The 17,268-nt window shown below is 66.3% G+C and carries 18 protein-coding genes; 12 read left to right on the top strand and 6 right to left on the bottom strand.

Going from position 1 to position 17,268, the window contains the following annotated elements; translation table 11 throughout:
• Positions 1-71: 71 nt before the first annotated feature.
• Genes ispH through rnhA form a run of 3 tightly spaced genes read left to right on the top strand, consistent with a single transcriptional unit; the run spans position 72 to position 2,503 of the window.
• On the top strand, positions 72-1,049 hold the full coding sequence (gene ispH / locus BZF59_RS08845) for a 4-hydroxy-3-methylbut-2-enyl diphosphate reductase (protein WP_086607906.1): 978 nt from the start codon (positions 72-74) through the stop codon (positions 1,047-1,049).
• Positions 1,050-1,067: 18 nt separating this feature from the next.
• On the top strand, positions 1,068-2,039 hold the full coding sequence (locus tag BZF59_RS08840) for a homoserine kinase (RefSeq protein ID WP_086607905.1): 972 nt from the start codon (positions 1,068-1,070) through the stop codon (positions 2,037-2,039).
• Positions 2,040-2,065: 26 nt separating this feature from the next.
• On the top strand, positions 2,066-2,503 hold the full coding sequence (rnhA, locus tag BZF59_RS08835; protein ID WP_086607904.1) for a ribonuclease HI: 438 nt from the start codon (positions 2,066-2,068) through the stop codon (positions 2,501-2,503).
• Between the two features lie 138 nt (positions 2,504-2,641).
• Here the strand turns inward: rnhA and BZF59_RS08830 are convergent, their stop codons facing one another.
• Genes BZF59_RS08830 through BZF59_RS08820 form a run of 3 tightly spaced genes read right to left on the bottom strand, consistent with a single transcriptional unit; the run spans position 2,642 to position 4,943 of the window.
• Complete coding sequence (locus BZF59_RS08830; RefSeq protein ID WP_086607903.1) at positions 2,642-2,818, bottom strand: YegP family protein; 177 nt, start codon at positions 2,816-2,818, stop codon at positions 2,642-2,644.
• A 44-nt stretch (positions 2,819-2,862) separates the two neighbouring features.
• Positions 2,863-3,993, bottom strand: coding sequence for an NAD(P)/FAD-dependent oxidoreductase (locus BZF59_RS08825; protein WP_086607902.1), 1,131 nt, complete (start codon positions 3,991-3,993; stop codon positions 2,863-2,865).
• Entirely contained in the window at positions 3,990-4,943 is a 954-nt protein-coding gene (locus tag BZF59_RS08820; protein WP_086607901.1) for an alpha/beta hydrolase, read from the bottom strand. The genes BZF59_RS08825 and BZF59_RS08820 overlap by 4 nt, the downstream gene beginning before the upstream one ends.
• A gap of 135 nt (positions 4,944-5,078) precedes the next feature.
• On the opposite strand from BZF59_RS08820, the gene BZF59_RS08815 reads away from it, so the two are divergent.
• The 7 genes from BZF59_RS08815 to BZF59_RS08785 all read left to right on the top strand — a co-directional run bounded on the left by BZF59_RS08815 (position 5,079) and on the right by BZF59_RS08785 (position 12,528).
• The gene (locus tag BZF59_RS08815; protein WP_086607900.1) at positions 5,079-5,570 is read left to right on the top strand and encodes an A24 family peptidase; all 492 of its coding nucleotides are present in this window, start codon (positions 5,079-5,081) and stop codon (positions 5,568-5,570) included.
• Positions 5,571-5,658: 88 nt separating this feature from the next.
• Positions 5,659-6,774, top strand: coding sequence for a Flp pilus assembly protein CpaB (cpaB, locus tag BZF59_RS08810; protein WP_086607899.1), 1,116 nt, complete (start codon positions 5,659-5,661; stop codon positions 6,772-6,774).
• 86 nt (positions 6,775-6,860) lie between these two features.
• On the top strand, positions 6,861-8,423 hold the full coding sequence (locus tag BZF59_RS08805; protein WP_086607898.1) for a type II and III secretion system protein family protein: 1,563 nt from the start codon (positions 6,861-6,863) through the stop codon (positions 8,421-8,423).
• A 19-nt stretch (positions 8,424-8,442) separates the two neighbouring features.
• A complete protein-coding gene (locus tag BZF59_RS08800; RefSeq protein WP_086607897.1) occupies positions 8,443-9,138 on the top strand; it encodes a CpaD family pilus assembly protein in 696 nt (231 codons plus the stop codon).
• A gap of 3 nt (positions 9,139-9,141) precedes the next feature.
• Entirely contained in the window at positions 9,142-10,425 is a 1,284-nt protein-coding gene (locus tag BZF59_RS08795; RefSeq protein WP_086607896.1) for a P-loop NTPase family protein, read from the top strand.
• A 113-nt stretch (positions 10,426-10,538) separates the two neighbouring features.
• Complete coding sequence (locus BZF59_RS08790) at positions 10,539-11,510, top strand: type II secretion system F family protein (protein WP_086607895.1); 972 nt, start codon at positions 10,539-10,541, stop codon at positions 11,508-11,510.
• Positions 11,511-11,529: 19 nt separating this feature from the next.
• Positions 11,530-12,528 carry a type II secretion system F family protein gene (locus tag BZF59_RS08785; protein ID WP_086607894.1) on the top strand — a complete coding sequence of 333 codons (999 nt, stop codon included), beginning with the start codon at positions 11,530-11,532 and terminating at the stop codon, positions 12,526-12,528.
• A 34-nt stretch (positions 12,529-12,562) separates the two neighbouring features.
• Here the strand turns inward: BZF59_RS08785 and BZF59_RS08780 are convergent, their stop codons facing one another.
• Together BZF59_RS08780 and BZF59_RS08775 are read right to left on the bottom strand one after the other, a co-directional pair.
• Entirely contained in the window at positions 12,563-13,051 is a 489-nt protein-coding gene (locus BZF59_RS08780; RefSeq protein WP_086607893.1) for a MarR family winged helix-turn-helix transcriptional regulator, read from the bottom strand.
• The gene (locus BZF59_RS08775) at positions 13,044-13,916 is read right to left on the bottom strand and encodes a crotonase/enoyl-CoA hydratase family protein (protein WP_086607892.1); all 873 of its coding nucleotides are present in this window, start codon (positions 13,914-13,916) and stop codon (positions 13,044-13,046) included. Before BZF59_RS08775 ends, BZF59_RS08780 begins: the two co-directional genes overlap by 8 nt.
• Before the next feature lie 402 nt (positions 13,917-14,318).
• On the opposite strand from BZF59_RS08775, the gene BZF59_RS08770 reads away from it, so the two are divergent.
• Both BZF59_RS08770 and BZF59_RS08765 read left to right on the top strand, forming a co-directional pair.
• Positions 14,319-15,698 (top strand): NAD-dependent succinate-semialdehyde dehydrogenase, encoded by a 1,380-nt coding sequence (locus BZF59_RS08770; RefSeq protein ID WP_086607891.1) that lies wholly within the window; start codon positions 14,319-14,321, stop codon positions 15,696-15,698.
• Between the two features lie 39 nt (positions 15,699-15,737).
• Positions 15,738-16,337 carry an SDR family oxidoreductase gene (locus tag BZF59_RS08765; protein WP_086607890.1) on the top strand — a complete coding sequence of 200 codons (600 nt, stop codon included), beginning with the start codon at positions 15,738-15,740 and terminating at the stop codon, positions 16,335-16,337.
• Positions 16,338-16,444: 107 nt separating this feature from the next.
• Here the strand turns inward: BZF59_RS08765 and BZF59_RS08760 are convergent, their stop codons facing one another.
• Entirely contained in the window at positions 16,445-17,230 is a 786-nt protein-coding gene (locus BZF59_RS08760) for an SDR family NAD(P)-dependent oxidoreductase (protein WP_086607889.1), read from the bottom strand.
• Positions 17,231-17,268 lie beyond the last annotated feature (38 nt).

Genomic DNA, 17,268 nt, shown 5'->3' with positions numbered 1-17,268 from the left:
AAAGCCGTCCTTGCATATTCCGATCCCGTGCGCCCTAGCGAGGACGCGCACAAAGCGCTAGGGGGAGAGACATGAACGCGCCCTTTCCCGCCTCCGCCGCCGCGACCGCCGAGCGCCCGCAGCTCAACCTGTTGATTGCCGCCCCGCGCGGCTTCTGCGCCGGTGTCGACCGCGCAATCGAAATCGTCGAGAAGGCGCTCGAACGCTACGGCGCGCCGGTCTTTGTGCGGCACGAGATCGTCCACAACAAATATGTGGTCGAGCAGCTGAAGGCCAAGGGCGCGATCTTCGTCAAGGAACTGGACGAGGTGCCCGACGATGCGCCGGTGGTGTTCAGCGCCCACGGGGTGCCGAAGGCGGTCCCGGCTGAGGCGAAGCGCCGCCAGCTGCTCTATGTCGATGCCACCTGCCCGCTGGTGAGCAAGATCCACCGTCAGGCCGAACGCCAGATCGAAAAAGGCCGCCACATCATCTTCATCGGCCACGAGGGCCACCCCGAGGTGATCGGCACGATGGGTCAGGTCGAACCGGGCCAGATGACGCTGGTCGAGACGATCGAGGATGTCGACAAGCTGCCCTTCGATTCCGACGAGGAGCTCGCCTACCTCACCCAGACCACGCTGTCGGTGGACGACACACGCGAGGTGATTCAGGCGCTCGAATGGCGCTATCCCAACATCTCGGGCCCGCGCGCCGAAGACATCTGCTATGCCACCTCGAACCGGCAGGCGGCGGTCAAGGAACTGGCGCATGACTGCGATCTGGTGTTGGTGATCGGCGCGCCCAATTCGTCCAATTCGCTGCGGCTGGTCGAAGTGTCGGAACGGCTCGGCACTCCTGCCAAGCTGATTCAGCGCGCTTCGGAAATCGACTTTGCATGGCTGGAAGGCGTGGAAACGCTGGGGCTGACCGCGGGGGCCTCCGCACCCGAGATACTGGTGCGCGAAGTGGTCGCCGCGCTGGCGACGCGCCGCACGATCCAGGAAAAGGAAATCACCGCCACCGTCGAGAAGATGGTGTTCAAGCTGCCCCGCCAGCTGACCGAATAGGCTTTTCGGGCGGGGCGCATGGCGGTCTATACCCATCTCGGGGCAGAGGATCTCGCCCGGCTGATCGCGCATTACGATGTCGGCGCGCTGGTTTCGGCCAAGGGGATCGCCGAGGGCGTGTCCAATTCCAACTGGCTGGTCGAGACCACCGGGACGGCAGGATCGGGAACGCGCTTCATCCTGACGCTCTACGAACGGCGGATCGACTATGCCGATCTGCCCTATTTTCTGGAACTGCTGGATCACCTCGCCGCCAAGGGCTGCCCGGTGCCGCGCACGATGCACGACCGGACAGGCGGATCGTGGCGAATGGTCGAGGGCAAGGCGGCGGCGCTGATCGAGTTTCTGCCCGGCGTTTCGCCCACCCGGCCCACGCCGGAACAGGCCCACAGCGTCGGCGAGGTGCTCGCGCGGTTGCACTTGGCCGCGCAGGATTTCCCGCGCACCCGCGCCAATGCGATGGATTTCGCCGCCAGCGCCGCGATCCTGCGCGCTTGCGGGGCCGAGGCGCTGGCGACGATCGACCCCGCCCTCCCCGCGCTGCTCGCCGAGGCCGAGGCCGCCGCCGCGCTTGATCTCGCCGCGCTGCCGCGCTCGCAGACGCACACCGACCTCTTCCCCGACAATGTGCTGATGCTGGGCGACCGGGTGACCGGGCTGATCGACTTCTACTTCGCCTGCACCGGGCCGATGGTGCTCGATCTGGCAGTGACCCATGCGGCGTGGAGCTTCGATGCGGCGGGCGTGCATGACCCCGCCATCGGCAGTGCGCTGATCGCAGGCTATGAAAGCGTGCGCCCGCTGGAGCCGGCCGAGCGCGCGCTCTTCCCCGAAGTCGCCAAGGGCGCGTGCCTGCGCTTCGTCGCGAGCCGCGCCGAAGACTGGCTCGACACGCCCGACGATGCGCTCGTCACCCGCAAGGACCCGATGCAATTCGCGCGGCGGTGGCAGTTCTACGACGAAACCGGCTCCGCTCTGCTTGCAGGCTGAGCCAAGCGCGGCCAAGGTTGACGGCGATGAAACAGGTTCAGATCTTCACCGACGGCGCGTGCAAGGGCAATCCCGGCCCCGGCGGCTGGGGCGCGCTGCTGCGCATGGGCCCGCACGAAAAGGAACTGTCGGGCAACGAGGCCGACACAACCAACAACCGCATGGAGATGACCGCAGCAATCCGCGGCCTCAGTGCGCTGATCGAGCCGTGCAAGGTCGATCTCTATTCCGACAGCAAATATGTGCTCGACGGGATGCAGAAGTGGATTCACGGCTGGCAGAAGAACGGCTGGCTCAATGCCAGCAAGAAGCCGGTGCGCAATGCCGATCTGTGGCACGACCTGATCGAGGCCGCGCGCCCGCACCAGATCACCTGGCACTGGGTCAAGGGCCATAATGGTCACCCCGAAAACGAACGGGTCGACGCGCTGGCCAGTGCGGAGGCGGAGAAAGCGCGGGGTTGATTTGGATCAGCGGCCCGAAGTTTCGTCATTGCGAGCGAAGCGAAGCAATCCATGGACGAACCGCTCCGCGAGTGGGTGGCCCAGATGATGGATTGCTTCGTCGCCTCCGGTTCCTCGCAATGACGAGGTGCGGATCAATCAGGAATTATCTTCGACTTCCGCGCCGGGGCCGTTCTTCTTGATCGAATCGATGGCGTTCTGCGCACTCGCCTTGCTCGAATAGCCCTGGGTCGAGAACATCACTTCGGAATTGTACTTGAACCGCACCCGGAACTCGCCGGCGTTGTCCTTGTAGATTTCAAACTTGTGCGCCATTGCGGCCCCTCTCTTCTGGTTAATCCCATCGCAGGGATGGCAGATCAGCGGGCGCTTTTCCAGACCGATTGTTGCGCAAATGCCCGCTGAAATCGCTCAGGCGCATAGGCGGAGGCGTCGATCGGGGCGGTCATCGCGTCGGGCCCGGTTCCCAGCAGCAGCTGCGAGGCGAGCCGTGCGGCGGCAGGCGCGGTCTGGATGCCGAAGCCGCCCTGCCCGGCGAACCAGAAGAAACCAGCGGCCTCGGGGTCGTAGCCATAGACCGGCAGCCGGTCCGGTGCGAAGCTTCTGAGGCCCGCCCAGCGCCGCTCGACCGCCGCGATCCGCCAGTCCGTCACCTGCTGAAAGCGGTCGATGGCGACGGCGACGTCCAGCTCTTCGGGCGCCGCGTCGCAGGGGGCGGAGGGGATTTCGTCGTGCGGGCTGAGCCAGAGCCGCCCGCCATCGGGCTTGAAATAGAAGCCGCCGTTGATGTCGATCACCAGCGGCAGATCGGCGGGTGCGGGCGGATCGACCCGCAGCACCGCGACCGTGCGGCGCAGCGGCGCAATCCCGATGGCAGGCACCCCGGCCAGCGCCGCGATGGCATCTGCCCAGGCCCCGGCGGCATTGATGATGGTGGCCGCGCGCCATGTCTCGCCGCGCTCGGAGGTGATGGTCCAAACGCCGTCCGCCCAGTCGAGCCCGGTGATTCGCGCACGGCACACGGTCTCGGCCCCGTGGCGGCGCGCGAGGACGAGGTAATGCTGATGCAGCCCCGCCACGTCGATATCGGCCGAGGCGGGCTGATGCAGCCCATGGCTCCACTCGGGGCGAATCTGCGGCACCATCGCCGCCAGCGCCGCCCCTTCGAGCGGGGTGATCGCCACCCCGGTGCCTTCGTAACTGGCCCGGAACGCCGCCATCGCCGCCACATCCTCGCTCCGCCCGACATAAAGCGCGCCGCGATGGGTGAGAAAGCCGTGTTCATCAAGATAGGCGCCCGAAGCGCGCGTCAGCGGCACCACGCCGGGGCCGCCGTAGCATTCCTCCCAGAACGCCGCCGAGCGCCCGGTGGCGTGATAGCCCGGCGCGTCCTCTGCCTCCAGCAGCAGCACGCGGGCGTGGGGCGCTAGCTCGGCGGCAAGGCTCGCCCCGGCCATGCCGGCCCCGATGATGGCGATATCGTGGATCATGCGTCCTGCGAAACTGGCGGCGCGACTTGGGCGAGGAAGGCCTCGATCCGCGCCATGATCGGATTACGGACAGCGTCCGCCTCGCGCAGCACTTCGTGCGCAGCCTCTTCGCCCAGCGCCATGATCTCAGCCCTCGGCAGGCGGGCGGCGGCGCGCAGGTTGGCCGGGTGGCTCACCAGCTTGTCCGCCACGGTCGAGACGATCAGCACAGGCACCTCAACCGCCTCGAGCGCGCCGGGGCGTTCCAGCCCGATCCACGAGGCATAGGCCTGTTCGACCCAGCGCCAGCTCGCCGGGCCCATGACGAGCTCGGGGCGATGATCGCGCCACCATTGTTCGTCGGCATAGCGATCGGGATCGTGGGTGAGCAGCGTTGCGCGGCCCGTGGGCAACTCGCCCGGCTTCTCGCTCCACTTCCACGCCTGCCGCATCGGATCGCCGATCCGGCACATGGTCTGCGCGACCTTGTGCAGCAGGCCGAGTGGCAGCGGCGGGCCGGCGATGCCGGTCATCGGCGCGCTCAACACCACCGCATCGGGTGTGATGCGGCCCTCGGCGAGCGCGCGCAGCACCAGATGTCCGCCCATCGAATGGGCTGCCAGCACATGCGGCCCCGGAGTCGTCTCCACCCAGGCCGACCACAGCGCGGTCAGATCGTCGATCCAGATCGCGAAATCCTCGATATGCCCGGTGACCGCGTCGTTCCCGAGCCGCCCCGAGCCCGCCTGCCCGCGCCAGTCAGCCGCCGTCACCCGCCAGCCGGCGCGGTGCCATTCTTCCAGCGTTTCGAGGTATTTCTCGTAGAAGTCCCCGCGCCCGGGCAGGAACAGGATCGACCCGCGCAGAGGTGTGCCGCCCGGCCAGTCGATCCGGCGGATGGCATGACCATCGGCTGCGGCCCACACGCTCTCGCGCGCGTCGGCGGGGATCGCCCGGCGGTCGATCACCATCGCTTTCCCATCCGGGTCGGTATTGGTGCCGAGGGGCGGGCTTGGAGTGTGGTTACTATTTGGTAAGTCATGTTCTGTAGGTGTGTCCCAATCAAGGACGGCCGCTGCATCGTGCAGAGCCTTCCACGGGGCACGATGTCGATGAGTTTGATTTCCTACGGTCTGCTGGCGGGCTTGGCAATTGCGCTGGTGTTTGCCGCGCTCAGCGACATTCGCAGCCGCACGATCGCCAACCGTCTCAACCTCGCCATTGCGCTCGCCGCGCCCGCCTTCTGGTGGGCGAGCGGCCTGTCGCTGTGGCCGGGCGTGGCGATCCAGCTGGGCGTGGCGCTGGCGGCCTTCGCGGTCTTTGCCGGTCTGTTCGCGCTGAACATGATGGGCGGCGGCGATGTGAAGCTGCTGACCGCGCTCGCGCTGTGGGTCAGCCCTGCGCACTTCATGCAATTGCTGCTGGTGATGGCGCTGGCCGGCGGGGCGCTGACGATCGTCATGGCGGCCTGGCACGTGATGCGCCGCCAGAAAGACAAGCTCAAGATTCCCTACGGAGTCGCCATCGCATTCGGCGGCCTGTGGGTGCTGGCAATCAATTATCTGCCGCAGGGGCTCAACGCCGTTCAGGCAGCATAACCCGATTTTAACCAGTCAGGACTTACGAACTGCAACCATACCTGCCCGCTAACCAACCAAGGGCGATTACGAGGGGGCTTATTGAGCCATGGATAGGAAGAAACTGGTTCTGCTGCTCGGTGCGCTGATCATTGCGATCGGGACCGCTTTTGCCGCTCGCAGCATCTTCGCCGGAGGCGCTGCCCCCGATGCAGAAGCCGCTGTGCCCACCGGGCCGCGCGTGCTTGTCGCCAAGCGCGCGCTGACCGCGGGCACCATCATCACCGCCGATGCGCTGGGCTTCCAGCCCTGGCCCAAGGAGCTGGTGCAGGACGCGTACTTCATCGACGGCGAGGCCGACATGAACAAGCTGCTCGGCACCGTCGTGCGCTACCCGATCACCGCAGGTGAGCCGGTCACGCAGGGCTCGCTGGTGGCACCGGGCGACCGCGGCTTCCTTGCCGCTGCGCTCGGGCCGGGCATGCGGGCCGTGACTGTGCCGGTGTCGGCCCAGTCGGGCGTGGCAGGCTTCGTCTTCCCGGGTGACCGTGTGGACGTGGTGCTGACCCAGCAGGTCGAGGGCGCGTGTGACGATTGCACGCTCAAGACCGCTGAAACCGTGCTGCGCAACCTGCGGGTGCTCGCCACCGACCAGACCACCGAAAAGACCACCGACGAGAACGGCAAGACCGTGGTCGAGCAGTTCAGCACGGTGACTCTCGAAGTGACGCCCAAGATCGCCGAGAAGATCGCCGTGGCCCAGACCATCGGCACGATCAGCCTGGTGCTGCGCTCGATCGCCGACAGCCAGTCGGAGCTTGAGAAGGCGGTGGCTGCGGGCGACATCCAGATCCCGGCGGGCGCAACGCCCGAAGAGGAAGAAAAGATGCTCAAGGCCGCCATGGCGCGCCCGCTCGACAAGGGCACGACCTTTGTCACCGGCGGTGACGTGTCGCGCTTCCAGCGCTCGACGGTGCCGCCCAAGACCCGCCAGCAGGAAACGCAGGTGGCAGCGGCCCAGTCCGCGCCCCGTGCAAGCGGCGGTGGCGGTGCGGCAGCGCCGGTCTACACCGGGCCGAGCGTGCGGGTGACCCGCGGCAAGGAAACCACCGACACTCCGGTGAGCGCCAAGGCCAATGCCGGTGCCGTGCTCTCCGGCCAGTCGAGCGGCGTGCGCCGCGCCGGGCAGACCGTGCCCGCCGCCGGCATGACCGTGATCAACTGAGGGGCTGAAAGACCATGTCTGTGACCAACACCCGAAGTGCGCCTGCAATCCAGGCAATCCGTGGCAAACCCGAGGGGGGCCAACCCATGACGTCCAAGTTCAAGATCAAGCTGCTGCTGGCCGCCATGGCCGCCGTGCCGACGGCCGCCATGCCGGCCGCCACCGCCACCGCCCAGTCGGTTGCCAAGCCTTCGCAGGAAATCATCCTGTCGATCGGCAAGGGCGAGCTGGTGACGGTGCCCGGCACGATGGCCGATGTCTTCGTCGCCAACGAAGAAGTCGCCGATGTCCAGGTGAAGTCGCAGCGTCAGCTCTATGTCTTCGGCAAGGCCGGCGGCGAGACCACCATCTACGCCAGCAATGATCGCGGCGACGTGATCTTCTCGGCCAACATCCGGGTCGGCTCGAACATCGGCAGCATCGATCAGATGCTGGCGATGGCGATGCCCGATGCCAAGGTGAGCGTGTCGACCATGGGCACCAACACCGTGCTGCTGACCGGCACCGTGGGCGCTCCGGAAGATGCAGCCGAGGCCGAGCGTCTGGTGCAGGCCTTCCTCGGCGATGACGCCAATGTCATCAGCCGCCTGAAGACCGCGACCCCGCTGCAGGTCAACCTGCACGTCAAGTTCGCCGAAGTCAGCCGCAGCCTCGTTCGCGAGATCGGTGCCAACCTGACGACTGCGGATTCGACCAACGGCTTCCAGTTCGGTGTCGGCAACGGCCGCGGCGCGGTGGTGCAGTACAATCCGGGCGGCCCGGTCGGTGTGAACGTCACCGAAGGCGCCGACGGCACCTCGGTCATCACCAGCGCCGGAACGACGCTTGCCGGTCTGGGCAAGCTGTTCGGGATCGACATGGCGGGCACGCTCGACCTGTCGGAACGCCTCGGCCTGGTGACCACTATTACCGAACCGAACCTCACCGCGCTTTCGGGCGAAACCGCGACCTTCCTCGCGGGCGGTGAATTCCCGATCCCGATTTCGCAGGGTCTCGGCCAGGTTACGGTGCAGTTCCGCCAGTTCGGCGTGAGCCTCGCCTACACCCCCACCGTGCTCTCGAACGGCCGCATCTCAATGCGCGTGCGTCCGGAGGTCTCCGAACTGTCGACCCAGGGCGCGATCACGCTCAACGGGTTCCAGGTTCCGGCGATCACCACCCGCCGCACCGAAACCACCATCGAGCTGGGTTCGGGCCAGAGCTTCATGATCGCCGGGCTGATGAGCGCAAACGCGCAGAACCAGCTGGAAAAGGCGCCGGGTCTTGGCGACGTGCCGATCCTCGGTAACCTGTTCCGCAGCCGTCAGTTCCGCAAGGGCGAGACCGAGCTGGTGATCATCGTCACCCCCTATCTGGTCAAGCCGGTGGACGCCAAGGACATCAAGCTGCCGACCGATGGCTATGCCTCGGCCAATGAACTGCAGCAGCTGCTTGGCTATCAGAACCACGCCGGGGTGTCGGGCGCCGAACGTCCCGGCCCGACCGCGGCGGGCGGCGAGGATGCCCCTGCCCCCAAGGTGAGCCAGGCCGACCCGGCCGCGATCAGCCCGACCCAGCCGGAACAGCCGCGCCGGGCCGAAAAGAAGCGCCGCAAGGATGACCGCGCGGCCAGCGCCGATCCGGTCGCTGCGCCCGGCTTCAGCCTCTAACGTGAGAAAGGTGACTGTGATGCCGCATGCACAAGAAACCCGGCAGGCCAGCGTGCCCGCCTCCACCTTCGGGCGAGCCTCGAAAATCGCGATCGCGCTGGCGCTGGGCCTTGGCCTTGCCGGTTGCGGCGGGATGCCGATGAACAACACGCTCTACAGCGTCAAGCAGCCGGTGGTCGAACGCACCAACATGGTGCTGGATGTGACGACCAGCAGCGCGGGCCTGCCGATCTCCGAGCAGCAGCGCCTCAACGGCTGGTTCGAGACGATGGATCTGCGCTACGGCGATCGTATCGCGATCGAGAACCCCGGCCAGAACCCGGCGGTGACGGGCGCGATCCGCGATCTGGCGGCGCGTTACGGCCTGATGATCAGCGACACCGCGCCGGTGACGCCGGGATATCTCCAGCCGGGTCAGGCCCGTGTGGTGATCACCCGTGCCACCGCCAGCGTGCCGGGTTGCCCCGACTGGTCGGCGACTTCGGACATGAACTACAGCCATGGCCTCAGCCCGAATTTCGGTTGCGCCAACAACGGCAACCTGGCGGCGATGGTCGCTGATCCGATGGATCTGCTGGAAGGCAAGAAGGGTTCGAGCGAGACGGTCATCGCCACCTCGAACAAGGCGATTTCAACCTATCGCCAGGCAGAACCGACCGGCGCAGCCGGCCTGATGGAAGCTGGCGCGGCCGCTGGCGGCGGAGGAGGTAACTAAGCCATGAATGCTCCCTGGAAATCGGGCTTGCCCGGCAATCGCGATCCCTTTGCGGCCTATATCTGCGATGACAACGCGCTGGACGTGATCCGGCCCGTGGTGATCGAGCTCGGCTGGCAGCCCGAAAAGTGCAACAAGGGCGGCCTGCGCAACGCGGTGCAGTCGCTTTCGGTCAGCGCCTCCCCGGCGATCCTGCTGGTTGACCTGTCGGAAAGCGGCGATCCGCTAAACGACATCAACGCGCTCGCCGAAGTGTGCGAGCCGGGCACGGTGGTGATCGCGGTCGGCCAGGTCAATGACGTGCGCCTCTATCGCGACCTGCTCGCCAGCGGGATCCACGACTACCTGCTCAAGCCGCTCTCGCCGCAGCAGGTGCACGACGCGCTCAATCAGGCGCTGGCCGTGTTCATGAGCCCCAAGGGCGGCGACGGTGACGGGGTCAAGCGCCACGTCTCCACCGCCGTGGTGGGCACCCGCGGGGGTGTTGGCGCCTCGACGCTAGCGACCTCGCTCGCCTGGCTGTTTGCCGAGGCGCACAAGGCCCCGACCGCGCTGCTCGATCTGGATGTCCACTTCGGCACCGGCGCGCTGGCGCTCGATCTCGAACCGGGCCGCGGCCTGACCGACGCGATCGAGAACCCCAGCCGCATCGACCCGCTGTTCATCGAACGTGCCATGGTACGCGCCGGTGACAACCTGTCGATCCTTTCGGCCGAAGCCCCGATCAGCCAGCCGCTGATGACCGATGGTGCGGCTTTCGTGCAGCTGGAGGATGAATTCCGCCAGGCGTTCGAAATGACCGTGATCGATCTGCCGCGCAACATGCTGATCAACTTCCCGCAGCTGCTGGCTGACGTGAATCTGGTGCTGCTGACCTGCGAACTGACGCTGGCCTCGGCCCGCGACACGATCCGCCTGCTCTCGTGGCTCAAGACCAACGCCGCGCACGCGCATCCAATGATCGTCGCCAACAAGGTGCAGCCGGCGCTGGCCGAGATCAGCAAGGCCGACTTCGAAGCCTCGATCGAACGCAAGGTTGATTTCGTGGTGCCTTACGACATCAAGGCAGCCTCGAACGCGGCCAAGCTGGGTCAGGTCTTCGTCGACGCCAACCGGTCGAGCAAGGCCACAGCCGCGATCCGCCACATCGCCGAACGGGTGATGGGCGCGAGCGAGGACGAGCAGTTCGACGGCGGCAGCGGCGAAAAGAAGTCGCTGCTGGGCAATTTCGACTTCAAGTCGATGCTGTCCAAGAAGCCCAAGGTTGACCTCTCAAAGGTCGACTGAACCGATTGCCGCACGCGGGGAGCGGTCGCTGACAAGCCGCCCCGCTCCCCGCGCGGCACCCTTTGTTGATGTAATCCGCCGCTCGCCGGCGCAGCCAGGCAGGACATACCGAGATGGACTTTTTCCAAACCCTGCTGATCACGCTCGTGATCTTCGCCGTTCTGGTGCTGGGCTATTCGGTCATCGCCGGATCGGGCGCGACCAAGGCTCAGAAGCGCCGGATGGAATCGGTGCGTCACCGCCACTCGGAAAGCCTCGACGCCAAGGTCGATGCCCAGTTCAAGCGGGCGATCGCGGCGCGCAAGCCCAAGACCTATCGGGTCGCAGGCTCCGGTTCGCGGACCGAAGCCCTCGCCATGCGGCTCAACCGCACCGGCAAGGACTGGACGGTGTCGCAGTATATCTACGCCTCGATCGGTCTGGCGCTCGCGGTTACGGTGGTCATGTTCGTGCTGACCAAGTCCGCACTGCTTTCGGCGGGCGTGGGCCTGTTTCTGGGCGCCGGGCTCCCGCACCTGGTGGTCGGCAGCCTGATCAACAAGCGCACCAATGCCTTCGTCTCCAAGTTCCCCGACGGGATCGAGCTTCTCGTGCGCGGCCTGCGCTCCGGCCTGCCGGTGACCGAGACGCTCGCAATCGTATCGACCGAAGTGCCCGGCCCGGTCGGCTTTGAATTCAAGGCCGTGATCGACCGGATCAAGGTCGGCAAGACCATGGAAGACGCGCTGCAGGACACGGCCGACAAGCTCGGTATCCCCGAATTCAACTTCTTCACCATCACGCTTGCGATCCAGCGCGAGACCGGCGGTAACCTTGCCGAAACGCTCTCGAACCTCGCCAACGTGCTGCGCCAGCGGGCCCAGATGAAGCTGAAGATCAGGGCGATGAGCGCCGAATCCAAGGCCTCGGCCTATATCGTCGGCTCGCTGCCGTTCCTGGTGTTCGGGATGATCCTCTACATCAACCCGGAATATATGAGCGGGTTCTTCAACGACGACCGCCTGATCGTGACCGGCCTCGGGGCCGGGGTGTGGATGGCAATCGGCGTCGCCATGATGGCCAAGATGGTCAACTTCGAAATCTGATCGCGGGGGCAAGAGAACCATGATCCAACAACCCAGCGGCCCGACGCTCCTCGGCTTCGACGTCATCCTTGTCGGCTCCCTGCTTGCAGGTCTGGCGGCCTTCGCGGTGATGCTGGCGATCTACGCCGCGGTCACCATCCGCGATCCCATGGCCAAGCGCGTCAAGGCGCTGGAAGCCCGGCGCGAACAGCTCAAGGCCGGGATCGTCACCGCGGGCACGAAGAAGCGCACCAGCCTGGTGCGCCGCACCGACACGACCGACAAGGTCAAGAGCAGCCTCGGGCGCCTCAACGTCCTGCAGGAAAGCCAGATCAAGGACATCCAGCAGAAGCTGGCGCACGCGGGCTACCGCAACAAGGAACTGGCGGTTGTCATCATCGGCGCCCGCGCGATCCTGCCGATTCTGGTCGGCGGGTTGATGGGCACGCTGATCTACCTCGTCGACTTCTGGCCCGACTGGAGCCCGATGTTCCGCCTGATCGTGTTCGGCGGCAGCGTGTGGGCTTCCTACAAGGGCCCGGAAATCTTCCTCAGCAATAAGGCGAGCAAGCGCACCAAGGAAATCCAGAAGGGCCTGCCCGACGCGCTCGACCTGCTGGTGATCTGCGCCGAAGCCGGTCTGACCGTCGACGCCGCCTTCAACCGCGTCGCCAAGGAACTGGGCCGCGCCTATCCCGAACTGGGCGACGAATTCGCTCTGACCGCGATCGAGCTCAGCTTCCTCAACGAGCGCAAGCACGCCTTCAACAACCTCGCCTACCGCGTCAATCTTGAAGCGGTGAAGGGCGTGGTGACGACCATGATCCAGACCGAGCGTTACGGCACCCCGCTCGCTTCGGCGCTGCGCGTGCTCTCGGCGGAATTCCGCAACGAGCGCATGATGCGCGCCGAAGAGAAGGCCGCGCGTCTTCCGGCGATCATGACCGTGCCGCTGATCGTGTTCATTCTGCCGACGCTGTTCGTCGTGATCCTTGGTCCGGCGGCCTGTTCGATCTCCGACAACCTCGTCAACAAGTAGGGCAGTCGCCATCACGGAAGGGCCGGAGCGGGGACTACCCCTGCTCCGGCCCTTCCTGCGTATGGCCAGCCAGCCGCAGCGCCCGCCCGCGCAAGCCGGCGAGCAGGCGGCGCAGCACAGCCTCTTCCTCGGGCGCGAGGCCGGCGAGGAGTTCCGCTTCGGTCGCGCGGGCGAGCGGCATGACCTCGGCGTGGATCGCCTCGCCCTCCCCCGTCAGCGCCAGCAGGTGCGAGCGGCCGTCACCCGGATTGGGCACCCGCGCGATCAGCCCGCGTTCCTCCAGCACCTTGACTGCGCGGTTGACCGCGACCTTGTCCATCACCGTCGCCGCAGTCAGCGCGCGCTGAGTCATCCGCCCGCTGTCGCCTAGCACCGCCATCACCCGCCATTCGGGGATCTTGAGCCCGAAGCGCTTGCGATATCGCTCGGCGATGAGGCCGCTGACCGCGTTGGAGGTGACCGAGAGCTGGTAGGGCAGGAACCCCGCGAGCTGGCCGCCGACGGTGTCGGCAGGCTCATTCATAGGGGCGTTCGTCCCACCAGGGGTAGAAATCGGGCATGTCGGCGCTGACCCTGCCTGGATAGGCAGGCGCGCGCTTTTCAAGGAAGCTGGCGATGCCCTCCTTCGCGTCGGCCCCGCGGCTGAGGCGGTAGATCGCGCGGCTGTCGATCTTGTGCGCTTCCATCGGGTGATCGGTGGCCGAAAGCCGCCACATCATCGCCCGCGTCATCGCCACCGACACGCCCGAAGTGTTGTCGGCGATCTCGCGCGCCAGCGCCGTGGCGGCGGGCAGCAGATCGCCGGGAGCATGGACCGAACGCACCAACCCGCCCGCCTGCGCCTCGGCAGCATCGAACACGCGCCCGGTGTAACACCACTCCAGAGCCTGCTGGATGCCGACGATGCGCGGCAAGAACCAGCTCGAGGCGGCCTCGGGCACGATCCCGCGCCGCGCGAAGACAAAGCCATAGCGCGCGGTCTCGCTCGCAAGGCGGATGTCCATCGCCAGCTGCATCGTCGCGCCCACGCCCACCGCCACGCCGTTGCAGGCCGAGATCAGCGGTTTCCTGCTCTCGAACAGCCGTAGCGTCAGCAAGCCCCCGCCGTCGCGCACCTTGGGGTCGGACAGGTCGGCGACCTCGCTGGGGTCGGAGAACACGTGCCCTCCGCCCTCCGGCGTGAGATCAGCCCCGGCGCAGAACGCGCGCTCCCCGCTGCCGGTGAAGATCACGGCGCGCACCGCATCATCAGCGTCGATATCGTCCATCGCCGCCATGATCTCCGCGCCCATGGTGCGGGTATAGGCGTTCATCTTGTCGGGACGGTTCAGCGTGATCGTGGCGATGCCATCGGCCTTGGTGACGATGATCTGGGTGTATTCGGTCATGCCCGCGCTCTCTCTCGTGTCCGGGCTTGGGCGCCCGTGTTGGAAACACATGAGACACTGTCCAGGAAACGAAAACAAGCCTCAGGCGCATGCGCGTTTTTGGCAGGGTTTGGGCGAAGCGCGGGAGCATCGCGGCGGGCATGGGCAAGGGGCTATCCGCAGCGATGCGAGTTGAAAAGCCGGGTGAGGCGCACCGGATGCATCGACCGTCTGTCGTGGCAGCGCCTCGGCCCGTCCCTCAAACCGCGTCCGCGCGCCGGGCGGCGGAACATCTGCGGCGCGCGCCTCTTAGCCTTGCAACACCCACCGCAATGCTCCGGTGCCGGGCCCGGTCGCAACCCCCTTGCGGCCGCTCGCCCCCGCGCGCGCCGTGACACCGCATTGCCCAGCAAGAGGCTATTCATGTCCACCATCGAAACCCGCAACCCCGCCACCGACACGCGCATTGCCACCTACGACCTGATGAGCAAGGACGAAGCCTTCGCCATCGTCGAGGCTGCCCACACCGCCTTCGAAGACTGGCGCACCCGCAGCTTCGAAGAGCGTGCCCCGGTGCTGCGCAAGATCGCGGGCAAGCTGCGCGACAAAAGTGACCGCATCGCCGAGCTGATGACCCACGAAGTCGGCAAGCTGCTGCGCGACGGCAAGACCGAAGTCGAACTCTGCGCCCGCCTGTTCGAATATGCCGCCGACAACGGCGCCGAGGAACTCGCCGACGAAGAACGCACCCATTCGGGCGGCAAGAAGCGCGGGATCGTCACCTATCAGCCGATCGGCGTGCTCTATTCGATCCAGCCGTGGAACTTCCCGCTGTATCAGCCGGTGCGCGTGCTCGCCGATAACCTGATGGCAGGCAACGCCTGCGTGTTGAAGCACGCGACGATCTGCACCGGCACCGGGCTGCTGCTGCGCGATCTGTGCCTTGAAGCGGGCCTGCCCAAGGGGCTGTTCGATGTGATCCTGGTCGATCACGATGTCTCGGACGAAATCATCGCGCATGACAAGATCCGCGCCGTCACCATGACCGGCAGCGACGGCGCAGGCGCGCATATCGGCAAGACCGCCGCCGCCGCGCGCAAGAAGACCGTGCTCGAACTGGGCTCGAATGACGCCTATCTGGTGCTGGAAGACGCTGACATCGAACTGGCGGCGAAAACCTCGGTCACGGGCCGTCTCTACAATAATGGCGAGACCTGCGTCTCGGCCAAGCGCTTTATCGTCACCGACGCGGTGTATGAGGAGTTCGTCGCCGCCTTTGTCGAGCGGATGAAGAGCGCCAGGATGGGCGATCCGATGAAGGAGGACACCCAGCTCGGCCCGCTTTCGAGCGAAGACCAGTATCGCACGATCTGCGAGCAGGTCGAAAAGAGCGTCGCGGGCGGTGCCACCCTGCTGTGCGGCGGCGACCCGGACGAGAGCGCGACAGGCTGGTATTACCCGGCCACCGTGCTCGCCGACTGCAAGCCCGGCACGCCCGCCTATGACGACGAATTGTTCGGCCCCGTAGCCTCGGTGATCCGCGCCAAGGACGATGAAGACGCGATGCGCATCGCCAATGACAGCCGCTATGGCCTTGGCGGCGGGATCTTCTCGACGGATGAGGACAAGGCCATCCGCCTCGCCCGCGACCACTTCGACACCGGGATGGTGCGGATCAACTCCTTCGGTGCGGCGGACCCCAACATGCCCTTCGGAGGGGTGAAGAACTCGGGCTACGGCCGCGAGCATGGCGGGTTCGGGATGAAGGAATTCGTCAACGCCAAGGCGATCTTCCTGCCCTGATCCCAGCCCCCGACACACCCCGATACAAGGAGACTTTCCATGAACATTCTCATCGCCGGAGCCACCGGCAACACCGGCCTGCGCCTGACCCGTGAGCTCGCCAAGCGCGGCCACGACACTGTCGCGCTGGTGCGCGAAAGCTCGGACACCGTAGGCCTGCCCAAGTCGACCACCCAGCGGCTGGCCGACCTCACCGATCTTGACGACAGCGTCACCGAAGGTTGCGATGTCGTGATCTTCGCCGCCGGATCGGGCGGCGGGACGAGCGAGGAAATGACCGACAAGGTCGACCGCGACGGCGCGATCCGCCTGATCGAAATCGCCGAGAAGACGGGCGTGAAGCGCTTCGTGATGCTGAGCTCGGTCGGCGCGGGCGATCCCCCGGCAGAAAGCGACCTCAAGCACTATCTCGAAGCCAAACACGCCGCCGACGAGCGGCTGATGGCAAGCAGCCTCGAATACGCGATCCTGCGCCCGGTGAGCCTCACCGAAGACGGCCCCACCGGCGATGTGCTGTTGGGCGATGATGTCGACCCCAGCGCCACGGCGACGCGCGGCGATGTCGCGATGCTGCTCGCCGATGCGGCCGAAAGCGACGACTGGGTCGGCAAGGTGACGCTGATGCAGACCGCCGACTGATCTCCACAACCGCCAAAATGAAAACGCCGCCCGCTGGTATCCCGGCGGGCGGCGTTTGTTTGTGCCTTGCTCGGCTTAGCGCGGGGCCATGCGGCCAACCTTCGCGATCAGCGCGGCGCCATCCGGATCGCGCCGTCGAGGCGCACGTCCTCGCCGTTGAAATAGCCGGTCTCGATCATGCACATGGCGAGCTTGGCGTATTCGGTCGGGATGCCGAGGCGCTTGGGGAACGGCACCGAAGCCGCCAGCGCATCGCGCACGTTCTGCGGCGCGGCGGCGAGCAGCGGGGTGTCGAAGATGCCCGGCAGGATGGTGTTGACTCGGATACCCTCGTTCATCAGGTCGCGCGCGATGGGGAGGGTCATGCCGATCACGCCCGCCTTCGATGCCGAATAGGCCGCCTGGCCGATCTGGCCGTCTTCGCCCGCGACGCTCGCGGTGTTGACGATCGCGCCGCGCTCGCCGTTCTCGTCAAGCGGGTCGAGCGTCAGCATCCCCGCCGCCGACTTGGCGATGCAGCGGAAGGTGCCGATCAGGTTGACCTGAATGACGAAATCGAACGCCGAGATGGGGAAGTGCTTGATCGAGCCGTCTTCCTTCGAGCGGCTGGCGGTCTTGATCGCGTTGCCGATGCCTGCGCAGTTGACGAGGATACGCTCCTGCCCGTGCGCAGCGCGAGCCTTGGCGAAGCCGGCGTCGACGTCCTCGTCCTTGGTCACGTTGACGAGGCAGAACACCCCGCCGATCTCAGCCGCGAGCGCTTCGCCCTTTTCGGCATTCATGTCGAAGATCGCGACCTTGGCGCCCTTGGCTGCCAGCGCGCGGGCGGTCGCCGCGCCGAGGCCCGAGGCACCGCCGGTGACGACGGCGGGGGTATTGGCTGAAACTTCCATTTTCGTTTTCCCTTGTTGGTGCGCCCCCGCGCAGGCGG

Source organism: Erythrobacter donghaensis (genome assembly GCF_002155425.1).
In the GTDB taxonomy this organism is placed as follows: domain Bacteria; phylum Pseudomonadota; class Alphaproteobacteria; order Sphingomonadales; family Sphingomonadaceae; genus Erythrobacter; species Erythrobacter donghaensis.
The sequence above is the reverse complement of the archived record's forward strand: the minus strand, read 5'-3'. Positions and strand labels throughout refer to the sequence as shown.